Source organism: Mesorhizobium sp. M3A.F.Ca.ET.080.04.2.1, assembly GCF_003952525.1.
Lineage (GTDB): Bacteria > Pseudomonadota > Alphaproteobacteria > Rhizobiales > Rhizobiaceae > Mesorhizobium.
This window is the reverse complement of sequence record NZ_CP034451.1, coordinates 920,673-936,117: the sequence shown is the minus strand read 5'-3', so window position 1 is coordinate 936,117 and position 15,445 is coordinate 920,673. Positions and strand designations below refer to the sequence as shown.

Genomic DNA, 15,445 nt, shown 5'->3' with positions numbered 1-15,445 from the left:
CTGGGATCCTACTGGGCAAGCCAGGCGTTGAAGCGCTTGACGAGATCCTCGCCGTAGTCGCCCCAGAACTCGGTGTCGGCGACCAGGTACGCGCCCGCCAGATGGTCCGGAGCGTTGGGCAGCTTGGGCAGGGCGTCCGCCGCCACGAAGGACGCCGCGTCGGTGCGCACCGGCCCATAGGTGATGTAGCTGGCGAGCTTGGCGTTGTTCTTCGGATCGCTGATGTAAGCCAGATACTTGTAGGCGAGTTCCGGATTGCGCGCGCCCTTCGGGATGGCGATCATGTCGTATTCGAGGATCTGGTTGTTCCAGACGATCTTGAACGGCTTCTTGTCGTTGTCGATGGCGTTCTGGATGCGGCCGTTCCACGCGGTGGTCATAACCACCTCCTTGGAGGCGAGGAGCTGCGCCGGCTGCGCGCCGGCATCCCACCACACGATGTCCTTTTTGATCGTGTCAAGCTTCTTGAAGGCGCGGTCGACCCCTTCCGGCGTGGCCAGCACTTTATAGACGTCGGCGGGCGGGACGCCGTCGGCAAGCAGCGCCCATTCGAGATTCTGTGCCGGGAATTTGCGCATGGCGCGCTTGCCGGGGAATTTCGTTGTGTCGAAGAGGTCGAGGACCGAGGTCGGCCCGTCGTTCAGCACCGTCGGGTCATAGGCGAGGATGTCGCCGTAGGCATCGAGACCTACACCGCAATCGAGCGCCGAGCCTTCGATGAACTTGTCGCGCGGCCCGATCTTGGCATAGTCGAGCCGTTCGAGGATGCCTGCGTCGCAGCCTTGCAGCACGGTCGCGGTTTCGACCGTCACGAGGTCGATCGGTACATTGCCGGTCTCCACCATGGCTTTGACCTTGCCGAGATCGCCGAGATATTCCTGCTCGAGGATCTTGGCGCCCGTCTCCTTGGCGAACGGCTCGAACCAGGCCTTGCGCTGCGCGTCCTGCCAGGCGCCGCCGCTTGCCATGATGGACAGCTCGTCCGCGCGGACGGCACCGGCGATCGTCATGACCGCCGTGGCGGTCGCAAGCGCGAGCAGATGTGTTCTCACATGTTTCATGTCGTTTTCCCCTGTTTTGGAATGGCCCCGCCCGTTCCCGCATCGGCCGGAAAGGCGCGGCAATCATTGGGCGCGCAGGAGACCGTCACGGTCTCGCCATTCGCCATCGTCGCTTCGGGGCCGACCTTGACGATCAGCACTTGCTCGTTGGCGAGCTTGGCCACAAGGCGCAGGTGGTCGCCGAGATAGATACGTCCGTCGACCGTGGCCGGCAGCGCGTTGGCGCCGGCGGCAGCCGGCGTGAGATTGAGCCGCTCCGGCCGGATCGCGACGTGGCAAGCGCTGCCTTGCGCTACGCCGATCGCAAGCGCCGTAAGCTCGCCGCCGCCGTTCAGCCGCACGCGGCATTGCCCGCCGGAGACGCGCTCGACCATGCCTTCCAGCGTGTTGTTTTCGCCTATGAAGCTCGCCACGAACGAGCTTTGCGGTGTGTTGTAGAGGTCGTCAGGCGAGCCCAACTGGGCGATCGCGCCTTGGTTGAAAACGGCGACGCGATCCGACATCGTCAGTGCCTCGCTCTGGTCGTGCGTGACATAGACGATGGTGATGCCCAGCATCGTATGCAGTTGCTTGATCTCGAGCTGCATGTGTTCGCGCAGTTTCTTGTCGAGCGCGCCGAGCGGCTCGTCCATCAGCACCAGGCTTGGCTGGAACACCAGGGCGCGGGCAAGCGCCACCCGCTGCTGCTGTCCGCCGGATAGCTGTGTCGGCCGGCGTCGCCGAATTGCCTCAGCCGCACCATGTCTAGCGCCCGCGCCACGCGTGATGCGATGTCAGCCTTGCTCACCTGGCGGACGGAGAGCGGGAAGCCGACATTCTCCTGGACCGTCATGTGCGGAAAAAGCGCATAATTCTGGAACACCATCCCGATGTTGCGTTGGTATGGTGGCAGGCGGTCGACCGGCTGCCCCTCCAGTGTGATCGTGCCGTGCGTTGGCCGCTCGAAGCCGGCGAGCATGTTGAGCGTCGTGGTCTTGCCTGAGCCGGAGGGGCCGAGAAGCGTCAGGAACTCGCCGCGTGCCACGGTGAGGTTCATGCGCGTCACGGCGAAGGTGCGGCCGTCATAGGATTTCTCGACCTCGGCGAATTCGACGAAGTCCTGGCTGGCGGAAGCCGCTTGAGCCGCGGCGGCTGGGATCGCGGCCTGACCGGCGATCATCGTCCGCGATCCTGGAAACTGTTGATCGATTCGAGCTTGCGATCCATGCCTCGTCCTCCCGGAAACCAGACTGCCGTCGCTGGCTACCAACTTGTATGGTCACACAATTAACGCGAAATCGACCATAGATGCAGACAACTCTGCGCGTCAAGATGGTTTTCGCAAGATTGTGTGGTTATAATCTGGCCTAGGTCATGTCGGACAAATTCTATTGTCCGGAGCGTTGTCCTGTGCTAGATGCCCAAATGAGATGTCAGTCTTCGTTTGAATCCCGCATGCTCCAAGATCTCCGTCTCGCCGAGGATGAAAGCCCGGTCTACCGCCGTCTTGCCGACGCGATTGCCGAACGCATCGCAGCCGGTACGCTGGCCGTCGGTGATCGGCTGCCGACGCAGCGCGAGATCGCGCGCGCCCTGGGTATCAACGTCACGACCGTGACGCGCGCCCTATCGACACTGCAGGAGCAGGGGCTTCTCGAAGCACGGCCTGGACGCGGCACCACGGTCGCGGCCCGAGATATCGGTGAAAGACCGGGTTTCGCATCGGCGCCCAGCGACCAGAGCGGCATTATCGACCTTTCCGTCAACCGGCCGCCCACCGCGGCCTATCTCGACGCCGTTTCGACGCTGCTGCCGCGGCTGTCCAAGGACCGGCATTATGCCGCGCTGCAGGATTATCACCCGCCGGAAGGGCCGCTCTGGGGCCGCGTGGCGATCGCCGACTGGTTCAGATCCGTCGCTGGCGACGGCGACCCAGGCCGGGTCGTGCTGGCCGCCGGCGCCCAGCATGGGCTGGATTGCGTTCTTGGCGCCGTCACCAGGCAGGGTGAGGTCGTGCTTGCTGACGAGGTCACCTATCAGGGCATAAACGCGCTGTGCCGCGTGCACGGGCTCGACTTGAGGGGCGTCGCCATGGATCGCGGCGGCATGCGCCCAGACGCCTTCGAAGCGGCTTGCGCCCAGCTTCGGGCCCGCGCGGTCTTCCTGGTGCCGACGCTGCACAATCCGACGACCACCACGCTCAGCGAAGAGCGTCGGCGCGAGCTTGCCGCAGTGGCGCGGCGCCACAACGTGCTGATCATCGAGGACGATGTCTACCGGCCGCTGGCCGACGATCCGCCGCCCTCCTTCGCAAGCCTCGAGCCCGAGCTGACGATCTATCTCGGCGCGCTGTCGAAATGCCTGGCACCAGGCCTGCGACTCGGCTTCGTCATCGCGCCGCGCCCGATCGCCGGTCAGGTGGCGGCGGCGCTGCGCATCAACTGCTGGAGCATCAGCCCGCTGACCGCGCTGATCGGCGCGAGGCTGATCGAGGAAGGGTCGGCCGCGCGCATCATCGAGATCCAGAAGCAGGAACTGCGCCAGCGTCAGGCCATCGTGAGGGACGTCCTCGGCAACTTCGATACCCAGAGCCATCCGACCTCGACTCATGTCTGGCTGCGCCTGCCGGAGCCCTGGCGCGGCGCCGGCTTTGCCCGCACCTGCCTGGAGCGCGGCGTCGCCGTGCTGCCGGGAGACGCCTTCGCCGTCGGTCGCGAGCCCGTGCAGCATGGCGTACGCATCAACGTCGGCGCGGCCCGCTCGCAGGAGGACCTGCGCTCGGCGCTGACCGCCATGGCGGAATTGCTCGCCGCCGGCCATCTACAACTGCCCGGCTTCGTCTAAACCATGATTTCGAATCCAACGGTGTCTGCAGCCAAAAGCGTCGAGATCGCGATCGTCGGCGCCGGCGTCGTTGGCCTGGCCACGGCACTACGGCTTGCCGGCGAAGGGCGCGAAGTCCTGCTCATCGATCCTAACGAACCGGGTTCTGGCGCCTCCTTCGGCAATGCCGGAACGATCGCCGAATATGCCTGCATGCCGGTCGGCAATCCCGCCGTTCTGCGCGCGCTTCCGAAGCTGCTGCTCGATCCCGACAGCCCCTTTGCGCTGCGCTGGGCTGCGCTATTCCAGCTTGCGCCGTGGCTGATCCGCTTTGTTCGCCAGTCGCTTCCGGCGGCCACCCGCGCCAACGCGATCGCGCTTGCCGGCCTGCTTGCGGAGGCCCTGCCGGCCTGGGGAGAAATGGTGCAGGAAGCCGGTCTGCAGGATCTGCTGCGCCGCAACGGCTGCCTCTATATCTACCGGCGCGAAAGCGATTTTGCCGCCTCGGCCGACGGACGGGCCTTGCGGGCCGAAATGGGTGTCCATCAGGAACTTCTCACGGCTGCGGAGGTCGCGGCGATGGAGCCGGCCTTGGCGGGCGCGGCTACCCAAGGCCTCTATTTCCCGGATTCGCTCAATATTAGCGATCCCAGGAGAGTGATGGCGCGGCTGGCGGCTGCCGCTGGCGCTCGCGGTGTGCATCCGGTGCGGACAAGCGTCACCGGTCTCGTAGCGGATGCGGGAGGCGTCCGTCTGACCGGCCCAAGTCTCGCCATCACGGCGCGAAAAGTGGTGATTGCGGCGGGCGCCCGCTCGCGGGCACTTGCCCTGCAAGCCGGCGACAGGATCCCGTTGGAGACCGAGCGCGGGTACCATCTGGAATTTCCGACGGCGGCGCCATTGCTCAACCGGCCTGTATGCCCGGTGGATCTCGGTTTCTACATGACGCCGATGGCCGGCAGGCTCCGCGTAGCCGGCACTGTTGAGCTTGGCGGGCTGGCAGCACCGCCCAATCCTCGTCGGTTGGCGCTGCTCGACCGCGGTGTACGGCACTTCTTTCCCGAACTCGGCCGGCCATCCTCCGAATGGCTCGGCTTCAGGCCCTCACTCCCCGATTCGCGTCCGGTCATCGGTCCGTCCCGCCGAAGTCCTGCCGTTATCTACGCCTTCGGGCATGGCCATCTCGGGCTGACGCTGGCGCCGATCACGGCGCGTCTTGTCGCCGATCTTGTCAGCGCGCGCGGCAACGCGGCACGCCAGGCGCCTTTTGCCGCAGACCGCTTCTGATCAACCTCGCCCCTCTGGTCCCTTCCAATTTCCCTCAAACGTGTGCAGCGGGCAGCGTGAGCGACGCGGCGGGGATAGCCATGGCTCCTATCGCAATGCGTCCTCTGCCGCGCAGCCCATTGCACAAGCGATGGTGGAACAATAGATGGTGCGGCAGGGTTCCGCCCCAACGGCCCGCTTGAACAACAGGGATCAACAACAGCATGACCGACAAGCTCGACGCAGCGAAACTGACCGATCGCGTCGCGGCGCTCGTCGAGGCCGCCAGGCGCGCCGGCGCGGATGCCGCCGACGCCGTTGCAGTACGCGGCCGCTCGGCCGGCGTGTCGGTCAGGCTCGGCAAGGTCGAAGGAACCGAATCCTCGGAAAGCGAGGATGTCTCGCTGCGCGTCTTCGTCGGCCAGCGGGTGGCGAGCGTATCGGCCACCGCCGCCTCCGATCCGAAGACGCTGGCCGAGCGCGCCGTCGCCATGGCGAGAGTTTCCCCCGAAGATCCCTTTCAAGGTCTGGCCGATCCGGCGCTGCTTGCCCGCAATTTGCGCGATCTCGATCTTTTTGACCCGACCGAGGTATCGGCCGATCAGCTGAAGGAGGCAGCGCTTGCGGCGGAAGCAGCGGCGCTTGCGGTGAAGGGGGTCACCAATTCAGCCGGAAGCAGCGCCAGCGGCGGGCTGGGAGGCCTGGTGCTGGCCACTTCGCATGGCTTCCTCGGCCAGTATGTCGCCTCGCGTTTTTCGCGCTCGACCAGCGTGATTGCCGGCGAGGGCACGGGCATGGAGCGCGACTATGAATTCTCCTCTCGCCAGCATTTCGCCGATCTCGATGCGCCGGAGGAAATCGGCCGCAAGGCCGGCGAGCGCGCCGTGCGCCGCCTCGGCGCCCGCAAGGCGGCGACCGGCCCGGTCGATGTCGTGTTCGATCCCCGCGTCGCGCGCGGGATCGCCGGCCATCTCGCCGGCGCCATCAACGGTGCCGCCGTGGCGCGCAAGACCAGCTTCCTGCGCGACATGATGGGCAAGCAGGTGGCATCGAGCGCCATCACCGTTACCGACGAGCCGCTGCGGCGTCGCGGCCAGGCCTCGCGCCCCTTCGATGGCGAAGGCGTCGAAGGCGAGAAGCTTCTGATGGTCGAGAAGGGTGTGCTGAACCACTGGTTCCTCTCGACATCGGCCGCGCGCGAGCTTGGCCTCGCCACCAATGGGCGCGGCTCGCGCAGCGGCTCTTCCGTCTCGCCGTCTTCCACCAATCTTGCCATCGAGCCGGGTGAACAGCCGCCCGAGGAGCTAATCAAGTCTCTCAAAAACGGCTTCTATGTTACTGAAGTTTTTGGTCAAGGCGTCGATATGATCACCGGTGAATACAGCCGCGGCGCCTCCGGCTTCTGGATCGAGAACGGCGCGCTCGCCTATCCGGTGGCGGAGGTGACGATCGCCTCGAACCTAAAGACCATGTTCCTCAACATGGTGGCGGCGAGCGATCTCGACCGCAATTTCGGCACCGCGGCCCCGACGCTGCTGATCGGGGGGATGACCCTTGCCGGCGCCTGATGCGGTGATTTCAACCGCAGCGCGCGAGGACCTCGCCTTGCTGCGCGACGCCGCCCGCGCGGCCGGCGCGATTGCCATGCGCTATTTCGGCAACAGCCCGCAGGTGTGGATGAAGGGCGGCACCTCGCCGGTCAGCGAGGCCGACCATGCGGCCGACGCTTATTTGCGCGAGACCTTGCTCAAGGCACGGCCGGGTTATGGCTGGCTTTCGGAGGAGACCGCGGACGACCATGCGCGCCTGTCGGCCCGCCGCACTTTCGTCGTCGACCCCATCGACGGCACGCGCGGCTTCCTCGACGGCCTGCATTCCTGGTGCGTCAGCGTCGCGGTGGTGGAGAATGGCCGCTCGTTGGCCGGTGTGCTCGAATGTCCGGCCAAGCATGAGACCTATTGGGCACTGCCGGGCGAGGGCGCTTTCCTCAACGGCAAGCGCATTCAGGTCAGGCCGCTTGCCGACGCCATCGACATCGGTGGGCCGAAGGCGCTGATCGACCGGATGCCGGAAAAGTGGCAGGGCAGGCTGCGGCGCATGCCCTATATTCCCTCGCTGGCCTACCGGCTGGCGATGATCGCCGCCGGCAAGCTCGATGCTACATTCGTCAAGCCGAACGCTCATGACTGGGACATCGCCGCAGCGGACTTGATTCTCAGCGAGGCGGGCGGCGTCCTGCTCGACCGCAGCGGAAAGCCGCCGCGCTACGCCGGCGAGGTGATCAACCATGGCGCTCTCGCCGCCGGCAGCGGCGAGCTTCTGGGCGTCATTGCCGGGGTCGTCGCCGGGCTTGACTAGGGTGAGCCGGTCGAAGGTTCCAAAACCGGCTGCTTTGGTCTAGACCTATGACAAAATTGATGAATCTGCGAAGGATAGGCATGGCCGCGGAAGACGGAAAGAAACAGCTTTTGCACCTGGTGTTCGGCGGCGAGCTGAAAAAGCTGGGGGGAACCGAGTTCCGCGATCTCGACGCCCTCGACATCGTGGGCGTCTATCCCGACTATCAATCGGCCCATGCAGCTTGGAAAGCCAAGGCTCAGGCCAGTGTCGACAATGCTCATATGCGCTATTTCGTCGTTCACCTGCACCGGTTGCTCGACCCAGACGCAAAGGCCTCCGGTTGATACCGATGGAGCATGAAGCTGTGAAAGGGCCGACCAGGGTTCCGGCGGCCCGACGCAACGCGACGCTCTGGCGGCGGATTCGCGAGCCGCTGGCGCAGTCGGGGTTCGTCAAGAGCTTCATCGCCGGTCTGTTCGCTTGGTTTGTCCGCCTGGTGCGCCTGACCAGTCCGCTGGTCAAGGGATCGAGCCAGGTCGCCGGCGGTCCCCAGGTCGATCTCGAGCCGGGCATCATCGCGCTCTGGCACGGTCAGCATCTGCTGACGCCTGCCTTCTATCCCAAGGGCCGGCCGCTGGTCGCCATGGTTTCGCGAAGCGCCGACGCCGAGCTCAACGCGCTGATGCTCGAAAAATTCGGCATCGAGGCGGTGCGCGGATCCGGCGGCCGCGAGAATGCGCGCCACCTCGACAAGGGCGGCGCCAAGGCCTTGATCGCGCTCAAGAAGGCGCTCGTCGCCGGCAAGAACGTCGCCATGATCGCCGATATCCCGCATGGCAAGCCGCGCGACGCCGGAATGGGCATCGTGCTTTTGGCACGGCTTTCGGGCCGGCCGATCCTGCCGGCGGCGATCACCACCAGCCGCCGCAAGGTGCTGGAAAGGAGCTGGGACAAGACAACCATCAACCTGCCGTTCGGCCGCTCCGCCGTGGTGGTCGGAACACCTGTCTTCGTGCCGGCCGACGCCGACGATGCCGAGATGGAGCGCAAGCGCCAGGAGGTCACCGCCTCGCTCAACGCCGCGACCGCCGAGGCCTACCGCCTCGTGGACGGTGGCAAATGAGCGAGCGCTGGGCGCGCGCCATGCTGACGGCCTACCGCTATGCCGGCGCCGTCGCCTACCCGCTGATCGGGCCCTATGTCGCCTGGCGCGCCTCGCGCGGCAAGGAAGACCGTTACCGTCGCCGCGAGCGCTATGGCGTTGCCGGTCGGCCGCGCCCGCCTGGGCCGGTGATCTGGATCCATGCCGCCAGCGTCGGCGAAACCATTGCCGTCGTGCCGCTGGTCGAGAGCATTCTCGACTATGGCGTCAACATCGTGCTGACGACCGGCACCGTGACGTCCGCCCAGGTGGCCGACGAGCGGCTCGGCGATCGCATCATCCATCAATATGTGCCGCTCGACCTGAAACCGGCTGTCAGCCGCTTTCTCGACCATTGGCGGCCGGACCTGGCGATCATTGCCGAATCCGAGATCTGGCCGATGACCATCCTCGAACTCGGCGCCCGTCACGTGCCGCAGGTGCTGGTCAATGGCCGGCTGTCCGATCGCTCCTTCACCTCGTGGAAGAAGCGCGCCAGTGTCGCCGAGGCGCTGTTCGAGAACCTCGCCCATGTGATTGCGCAATCCGATGTCGACGGCGAACGCTTTCGCGCGCTTGGCGCGCGGCCGGTCACCGTGTCCGGCAATCTCAAGGTGGACACCAATCCGCCGCCGGTCGACGAGAGGATACTGGCCAGCTTGCAGCGTCAGATCGGGGGCCGCCCGACCTGGGCGGCGATTTCGACGCATGATGGCGAGGAAGTCGTCGCCGCGGAAGTCCACGCCACCCTCCATCGCCGCCACCATGGCCTCCTGACCATCGTCGTGCCGCGCCATCCCGACCGCGCCGACGCGCTTGCCGCGCAGATTTCCGGCATGGGGCTGAAGGTCGCGCGGCGCAGCAAGAGCGAGCGCATTTCGCCCGACACCGATATCCTGCTCGGCGACACGATCGGCGAGATGGGGCTTTACCTGCGTCTCACCGAGATCGCCTTCGTCGGCCGCTCGCTGACCTCCGAGGGCGGTCAGAACCCGCTCGAACCGGCCATGCTCGACACGGCGGTGCTCGCCGGCCGCAACGTGCAGAATTTCCGCGAGGCTTACCAGCGCCTGCTCGACCGCGGCGGCGCCAAGCTGGTGCGCGATCGCGACATGCTGGCCGGCGCGGTCAACTTCCTGCTGACCAACGAGGTGGCGCGCCAGGAGATGATTGCCGCGGGCGCTGCGACCGTCGACGAGATGCGCGGCGCGCTGGCCCGCACGCTGAAGTCGCTCGAGCCCTATATCCAGCCGCTGGTCGTCAAGGCGCGCCTGAAAGGCGCCAACGGGCGCTAGGTCCGGACCGGTGACAAGCGAAGCGCCGCCCTTCTGGTGGGAAAAGCCCGACTGGCGCGTGTTGGCGCTATCGCCGCTGTCGGCGGCCTACGGGCTTGTCGCCGGGCGCCGCATGCGGCGCGCGCCGCGCGAAAAGATGGCGGCGCCGGTGCTTTGCGTCGGCAATCTCACCGTCGGCGGCAGTGGCAAGACGCCGGTCGCGATCGCGCTGGCGAAACAGGCAAAGCGCATGCGGCTGACGCCCGGCTTCCTGTCACGCGGCCATGGTGGATCCTTCTCCAAGCCGCATGTCGTCGATGCGCATCACGATGCCGCCAAGCATGTCGGCGACGAGCCGTTGCTTCTGGCGGAGCACGCCCCGGTGGCGGTGACGCCGAACCGTGCGGCAGGCGCAAGGCTGCTGATGGAACAGCATGGCTGCGACTTCCTGATCATGGATGACGGATTCCAGTCGGCGCGCATCCACATCGACTACGCGCTGGTCGTGGTCGACGCGCGCTTCGGCATCGGCAATGGGCGTGTCATTCCCGGTGGGCCGCTGCGGGCCAAGGTCGTCGACCAGCTCGTTTTCACCAGCGGATTGCTGAAGATGGGAGAGGGCTCCGCAGCCGACGGCGTCGTGCGCCAGGCGGCTCGTGCCGGCCGGCCGATCTTCCTCGCCCTTGTCGAGCCGGCTAATCCTGGGCACTTTGCCGGCGGCCGCTTCCTCGCCTTTGCCGGGATCGGACATCCCGAAAAATTCTTCGACACGGTGCGCGGCGCCGGCGGCGAGGTCGTGCTGTCGCGCGCCTTTCCGGACCATCATGTCTATGCCGCGGACGAGCTCGCCGATCTGGCGACGCTTGCCAAGCGCGAAGGACTGCGCCTCGTCACCACCGCCAAGGATGCCGCGCGCCTGCGCCACGGCACGCCGGCCAACTTTCTGGATCAACTGGACGTGCTGGAGATCGACGCCGTGTTCGAGCTCGACCATGTCCCGGAGCGCATCATCAACGAGACGCTGGATGCGTGGCGCCAGCGCAAGATGCGGGGATAGGCCGCGATTGGGCGGCGATGCAGAAACGGGCGAGACAGAGGGGGCGCGAAGAAACGCGGCGCTTCGGTGTCCAGCGGGACGAACCTACCCCCGGCTGCGCAATTCCGGATGCGTTTCGATCTCTCGGCGCAATGAGGCTGCCGCGTTCGCATAGGGCTCCTGCCTTGCGACGCTCCAATATTTGAGCTCGTCCAGCGGAATGCTCTCGCCGGTCACCGCGCAGCGCACGAACGAGCCGGGGCTGGTGACCTGGAAATCGCCATCGAGATAACGGATGCGCGCTTCCTTGCCGCCGGGGCCTTCAAAACGGTTCATCATGAAATGACATGTGGGTTCATTGGGCTTCAATCGCCACAAATCTCGAGCAAGGTCAAGCTTGACACCCTCGCAGATGGGAAATCGACACGAGGTTCGAGCCTGGCCGGTCGTTCGCCTCGGCTCACCGCCATCGAGGTGTTGCGGCTGTGCTGGCCGCCGCCGGCTACGCGTCGTCCTGCAGGAACGCGTCGAGCTTTTCCTGCGCCAGCCCCGCCTGCTCGCCGATGCGCCGGGCAAGGTCGGCGGCCGCGGCGCGCGGACGACCTACTGGTCGATCCATCCAATAGGATATCGGATTGAGCGCGACGCGCTCGTCGACGGCCACGATCCTCCCGGACTTCAGCTGATCTTGCGTCATCGGCGGCCGCGCAAGCGCGATGCCGAGACCATGCGCGGCCGCGTCCAGCACCAGGTTGTAGTCCTCGAAGCGCCGGTCTTGCGGGCGCGGGCGATAGTCGACGTCCTGCGCCGCGAGCCACGCGCGCCAGCCGGAAGCGTCGGAATCATTGATCAGCGGGAATTTGAGCAGTCGGGCCGGGTCGCCGCGCCCGATTTCCTTTGCCAGCTCCGGCGATGCGATCGGGAAGATGTGCTCCTCGAAAAGCCGCACCGAAACGCGGCCGGGAATGCGGCCGCGCCCGCAACGCACCGAAAGGTCGATGCCCTCCTCGGCGAGGTCGGACTGGCGGTTGTCGATGTCCAGCACAATGCGCAGCCGGGTCGGGTTGTTCTCGAGCGCCGCCATGCGCGGCATCAGCCAGAGGCCGCTGACCGAAGGGATCGAGGCCAGCCGCACCACCGCGGTGCCGCGCGGCTCCACCCAACGGTCGGAATTGACCGAGATCAGCGCGAAGGCCTCGGTGGTGCGAAGGTGCAGCCGGTTGCCCTCATTGGTCAGCGTCACGCCGCGCGCGTTGCGCTCGAACACCTTGAGCCCAAGCCAGTCCTCCAGCTTGGCGATCTGGCGGCTCACCGCGCCATGGGTGAGGTTGAGTTTCTCGGCCGCCGCCGAGAAACTTCCCGTGCGCGCCGCCGCGTCAAAGGCGCGCAACGTCTCCAGCGGCAGCATCCGGTCAGAGCTGTGATCCATACTCACAGCTGACCCTCGAAATGCTCGTTTGTCAACGGGCCGGCCATCGCGTTTTCTACCTCCATGGCACTGAAAGACGGGGAATCTGTAATGAGCGCTTACACCGGCACGTTGAATGAGACACAGCGCATGGACACAACTGCTGGGATCGCGGTGGCCCTCACGGTGGTCGGCTGGGCCTCGGCCTTTCCGGCGATCCGCGCCGGCCTTGCCGCCTTCCAACCGCTCGAACTCGGGGCGTTGCGCTTTGCCATTGCGGCCGCCCCGGCCGCCATCTTTCTCGCCGTGAAGCGTCCGGCGCTGCCCAGGGTCGATGAGCTGTGGCGCTTCGCCTTCGGTGGCGCCATCTTCGTCGCGCTCTATACGGCCATGCTCAATTTCGGCGAGCTAACCGTCTCGGCGGGTGCCGCCGGCTTCATCATCAATGTCAGCCCGATCTTCACCGCCATAATGGCGATGGCGCTGCTCGGCGAGCGCTTCTCGGCGATGGCCTGGGCCGGCACGGTGATTTCGTTCACCGGCATCGGCATCATCGCGGTCGCCGACGGGCACGGCTTGCATTTCAACGCCGGCGCGCTGCTGGTGCTGGGCTCGGCGCTCTGCTCCGCGGTCAACACGATCGTGCAGAAGCCGCTCTTTGCCCGCCATCATCCGCTGACGATTGCCGCCTCCAACATGGTGCTTGGCGCGCTCTGCCTGTCTCCATTCCTGCCGGAGGCGGTCGCCCAGGCGGCGGTCGCCGATCTCGCTGGTCTCGGTGCCGTCATCTATCTCGGCGTCGTGCCCAGCCTGATCGCCTATGCCGCCTGGGCGACCGCGCTCTCGCGCTTGCCCGCCGCGCGCGCCTCGAACTTTCTTTACCTGGTCTCGCCGACCTCCGCCCTGATCGGCTTCTTCTGGCTGGGCGAGGTGCCGACACTGCTCGGTGTCATGGGGGGCGCGCTCGCGCTGGGTGGCGTGATCGTGGTGAATTTCAAGCGCTAGATCAAAGAGCAGGCTTCATCTTTCACATCGAAAAGTGCCGTTGAAAGCGGCTCTTTTCGGACCCTCACTCCGCTGCTGGCGCAGCGACCCTCCCCACACGGGGCCACAAGGGGGAGGGTTAAGGCGCGGCGCCCTACCTCCCCCTTGTGGAGAGGTCGGGCCGAAGGTCCGGGTGGGGGTCTGCGCCCTATGTGGTTTCTCACCGCCGCCCGAACAGCCTTTCGATGTCGGCGAGCTTGAGCTCGATGTAAGTCGGACGTCCGTGGTTGCAGGTGCCGGAGCCCGGGGTCGCCTCCATCTGGCGCAAAAGCGCGTTCATCTCCTCCGCCTTGAGCAGCCGGCCCGAGCGCACCGAGCCATGGCAGGCCATCGTCGCCGCTATCTTGTCCAAACGCTCCTTCAGCGTTTCGACGGTATCGTTGTCGGCGATTTCGTCGGCAAGGTCGCGCACCAGCTGCTGCACGTCGGTTTCGCCGAGCATCGATGGCGTCTCGCGCACCGCCACCGCGCCCGGCCCGAAGCGTTCCAGGCCGAGGCCGAATTTGGCGAGCGTATGCGAATGCATGGCCAGCCGCTCGGCATCCTCTTCCGGCAGGTCGACGATCTCCGGCAGCAACAGCATCTGCGAAGGCACGGCGCGCGCATGCAGCGCGTTCTTCAGCGCTTCGTAGACAAGCCGCTCATGCGCGGCATGCTGGTCGACGATAACCAGCGAATCCCTCGTCTGTGCGACGATGTAATTCTCATGCACCTGCGCGCGTGCCGCGCCCAGCACCATCCCGAGCAACGCTTCGGCCGGCGCGCTCTCGCCGGCCCGCGCATCGGCGCTGGCAAGCGGGCCGGTATCGAAGGCCGCCTGGTCGTTCTCCGCGAAGCCGCCCCTTTGCTGCCGAGGATCGCCATAACCCGTGTCGAGCGGACGCTGCGGCGAGCGCGCCAAATTCGAACCATGATCGAAGCCGCTGAAGCCGGAGGCGCGATAGGCCGCATCGTAGCTGCGGTGTCCGTTGGCGGGGCCAGGATGCGCGAAGGGCGCCGCGCCCGGCCGGAACGCCGCCATCATGCCGGCGGCGCCCGAGGTGGCAGCCCGGATGCCGGCGCCGGCCAGTGCCTCGCGGATGGCGCCGACGATCAGTCCCCGCACCAGGCCCGGATCGCGGAAGCGCACATCGGCCTTGGCCGGATGAACGTTGACGTCGACAGTTGCCGGATCGAGCGAAAGAAAAAGCACCGTCACCGCGTGCCGGTCGCGCGGCAGGACATCGGCGAAAGCGCCGCGAATCGCGCCGGCAATCAGCTTGTCGCGCACCGGCCTGCCGTTGACATAGGCATATTGCTGCAGCGCGTTGGCGCGCGTGTAGGACGGGATCGAGACGTGGCCGGCAAGATGAACGCCGTCGCGGACTGCATCGATGGCGATGGCGTTATCGGGAAAGTCGGTGCCCATCACCTGCGCGACGCGGGCGAGCCGGCCTTCGGGCGTGTCGCTTGTTGCCGGCAGCTCCAGGGTCGAGCGGTCGGCGCCGGCGAGCGTGAAGCGCACGTGGGGGAAGGCGATGGCGATGCGCTTGACCACGTCGCTCGTGGCCGAGCTTTCGGCCCGCTCGCCTTTCATGAATTTGAGCCTGGCCGGTGTGGCGAAGAACAGGTCGCGCACCTCGACCGTGGTGCCGCGATTGGCCGCCGCCGGCCTGACGGGCAGGAGACGGCCGCCCTCGATGCCGATCTCGGCCGCGCTATCGCCGCTGGCTGTTCGCGAGCGGATCGACAGCCGCGCGACGGAGCCGATCGATGGCAGGGCCTCGCCGCGGAAGCCAAGCGAGCGGATGTCGTGGATGTCGTCGGCAAGCTTGGAGGTGCAGTGACGGGCGACCGCCAGCGCCAGCTCCGGTTCGGGGATGCCGGAGCCATCGTCGGTGACGCGGATCAGGTTCAGGCCGCCCCCAGCGGTGACCACCTCGATGCGCGAAGCACCGGCGTCGAGCGCGTTTTCGACCAGTTCCTTGACCACGCTCGCAGGACGCTCGATGACCTCGCCGGCGGCGATCTGGTTGATCATCGTTTCGGAAAGCTGGCGGATGGGCATGGCGCGATTATAGGCGGATTCGCGGC

Annotated in this window: 13 protein-coding genes and 1 pseudogene; 9 read left to right on the top strand and 5 right to left on the bottom strand. The window is 66.4% G+C overall.

What is annotated here, in order from left to right:
* Positions 1-8 precede the first annotated feature (8 nt).
* Entirely contained in the window at positions 9-1,061 is a 1,053-nt protein-coding gene (locus EJ074_RS04405) for an ABC transporter substrate-binding protein (protein WP_129552795.1), read from the bottom strand.
* A pseudogene (locus tag EJ074_RS04400) lies at positions 1,058-2,220 on the bottom strand (ABC transporter ATP-binding protein). Before EJ074_RS04400 ends, EJ074_RS04405 begins: the two are co-directional and overlap by 4 nt.
* Positions 2,221-2,495: 275 nt before the next feature.
* Between EJ074_RS04400 and EJ074_RS04395 the strand changes: the two are divergent.
* From EJ074_RS04395 to lpxK, 8 genes are all read left to right on the top strand, one after another.
* Positions 2,496-3,884 (top strand): PLP-dependent aminotransferase family protein, encoded by a 1,389-nt coding sequence (locus tag EJ074_RS04395; protein ID WP_095809094.1) that lies wholly within the window; start codon positions 2,496-2,498, stop codon positions 3,882-3,884.
* Between the two features lie 21 nt (positions 3,885-3,905).
* On the top strand, positions 3,906-5,150 hold the full coding sequence (locus EJ074_RS04390) for an FAD-dependent oxidoreductase (protein ID WP_095809142.1): 1,245 nt from the start codon (positions 3,906-3,908) through the stop codon (positions 5,148-5,150).
* Positions 5,151-5,353: 203 nt separating this feature from the next.
* The gene (locus tag EJ074_RS04385; protein WP_095809093.1) at positions 5,354-6,697 is read left to right on the top strand and encodes a TldD/PmbA family protein; all 1,344 of its coding nucleotides are present in this window, start codon (positions 5,354-5,356) and stop codon (positions 6,695-6,697) included.
* Positions 6,684-7,487 carry a 3'(2'),5'-bisphosphate nucleotidase CysQ gene (locus tag EJ074_RS04380; RefSeq protein WP_129552794.1) on the top strand — a complete coding sequence of 268 codons (804 nt, stop codon included), beginning with the start codon at positions 6,684-6,686 and terminating at the stop codon, positions 7,485-7,487. Before EJ074_RS04385 ends, EJ074_RS04380 begins: the two co-directional genes overlap by 14 nt.
* An 80-nt stretch (positions 7,488-7,567) precedes the next feature.
* Positions 7,568-7,813, top strand: a complete 246-nt coding sequence (locus EJ074_RS04375; protein WP_095809141.1) for a DUF4170 domain-containing protein — start codon at positions 7,568-7,570, stop codon at positions 7,811-7,813.
* A 5-nt stretch (positions 7,814-7,818) separates the two neighbouring features.
* The gene (locus tag EJ074_RS04370) at positions 7,819-8,592 is read left to right on the top strand and encodes a lysophospholipid acyltransferase family protein (RefSeq protein ID WP_095809091.1); all 774 of its coding nucleotides are present in this window, start codon (positions 7,819-7,821) and stop codon (positions 8,590-8,592) included.
* Entirely contained in the window at positions 8,589-9,905 is a 1,317-nt protein-coding gene (gene waaA / locus EJ074_RS04365; RefSeq protein ID WP_095809090.1) for a lipid IV(A) 3-deoxy-D-manno-octulosonic acid transferase, read from the top strand. The genes EJ074_RS04370 and waaA overlap by 4 nt, the downstream gene beginning before the upstream one ends.
* A 10-nt stretch (positions 9,906-9,915) precedes the next feature.
* Positions 9,916-10,941: a tetraacyldisaccharide 4'-kinase gene (gene lpxK, locus EJ074_RS04360; RefSeq protein ID WP_095809089.1), complete on the top strand. Its 1,026-nt coding sequence runs from the start codon at positions 9,916-9,918 to the stop codon at positions 10,939-10,941.
* An 84-nt stretch (positions 10,942-11,025) separates the two neighbouring features.
* Here the strand turns inward: lpxK and EJ074_RS04355 are convergent, their stop codons facing one another.
* Together EJ074_RS04355 and EJ074_RS04350 are read right to left on the bottom strand one after the other, a co-directional pair.
* The gene (locus EJ074_RS04355; RefSeq protein ID WP_095809088.1) at positions 11,026-11,259 is read right to left on the bottom strand and encodes a DUF2093 domain-containing protein; all 234 of its coding nucleotides are present in this window, start codon (positions 11,257-11,259) and stop codon (positions 11,026-11,028) included.
* Positions 11,260-11,422: 163 nt separating this feature from the next.
* Positions 11,423-12,349 (bottom strand): LysR substrate-binding domain-containing protein, encoded by a 927-nt coding sequence (locus tag EJ074_RS04350; protein WP_095809087.1) that lies wholly within the window; start codon positions 12,347-12,349, stop codon positions 11,423-11,425.
* Between the two features lie 90 nt (positions 12,350-12,439).
* On the opposite strand from EJ074_RS04350, the gene EJ074_RS04345 reads away from it, so the two are divergent.
* Positions 12,440-13,333, top strand: coding sequence for a DMT family transporter (locus EJ074_RS04345; RefSeq protein ID WP_095809086.1), 894 nt, complete (start codon positions 12,440-12,442; stop codon positions 13,331-13,333).
* 199 nt (positions 13,334-13,532) lie between these two features.
* Here EJ074_RS04345 and mutL read toward each other — a convergent pair whose 3' ends face one another.
* Complete coding sequence (mutL, locus tag EJ074_RS04340; protein WP_095809140.1) at positions 13,533-15,419, bottom strand: DNA mismatch repair endonuclease MutL; 1,887 nt, start codon at positions 15,417-15,419, stop codon at positions 13,533-13,535.
* Positions 15,420-15,445 lie beyond the last annotated feature (26 nt).

Coding starts and splice junctions, on each gene's coding strand:
- EJ074_RS04405 (WP_129552795.1), bottom strand. CDS start 1,061: ATGAAACATGTGAGAACACATCTGCTCGCGCTTGCGACCGCCACGGCG.
- EJ074_RS04395 (WP_095809094.1), top strand. CDS start 2,496: ATGCTCCAAGATCTCCGTCTCGCCGAGGATGAAAGCCCGGTCTACCGC.
- EJ074_RS04385 (WP_095809093.1), top strand. CDS start 5,354: ATGACCGACAAGCTCGACGCAGCGAAACTGACCGATCGCGTCGCGGCG.
- EJ074_RS04375 (WP_095809141.1), top strand. CDS start 7,568: ATGGCCGCGGAAGACGGAAAGAAACAGCTTTTGCACCTGGTGTTCGGC.
- EJ074_RS04370 (WP_095809091.1), top strand. CDS start 7,819: ATGGAGCATGAAGCTGTGAAAGGGCCGACCAGGGTTCCGGCGGCCCGA.
- waaA (WP_095809090.1), top strand. CDS start 8,589: ATGAGCGAGCGCTGGGCGCGCGCCATGCTGACGGCCTACCGCTATGCC.
- EJ074_RS04355 (WP_095809088.1), bottom strand. CDS start 11,259: ATGATGAACCGTTTTGAAGGCCCCGGCGGCAAGGAAGCGCGCATCCGT.
- EJ074_RS04350 (WP_095809087.1), bottom strand. CDS start 12,349: ATGGATCACAGCTCTGACCGGATGCTGCCGCTGGAGACGTTGCGCGCC.
- EJ074_RS04345 (WP_095809086.1), top strand. CDS start 12,440: ATGAGCGCTTACACCGGCACGTTGAATGAGACACAGCGCATGGACACA.
- mutL (WP_095809140.1), bottom strand. CDS start 15,419: ATGCCCATCCGCCAGCTTTCCGAAACGATGATCAACCAGATCGCCGCC.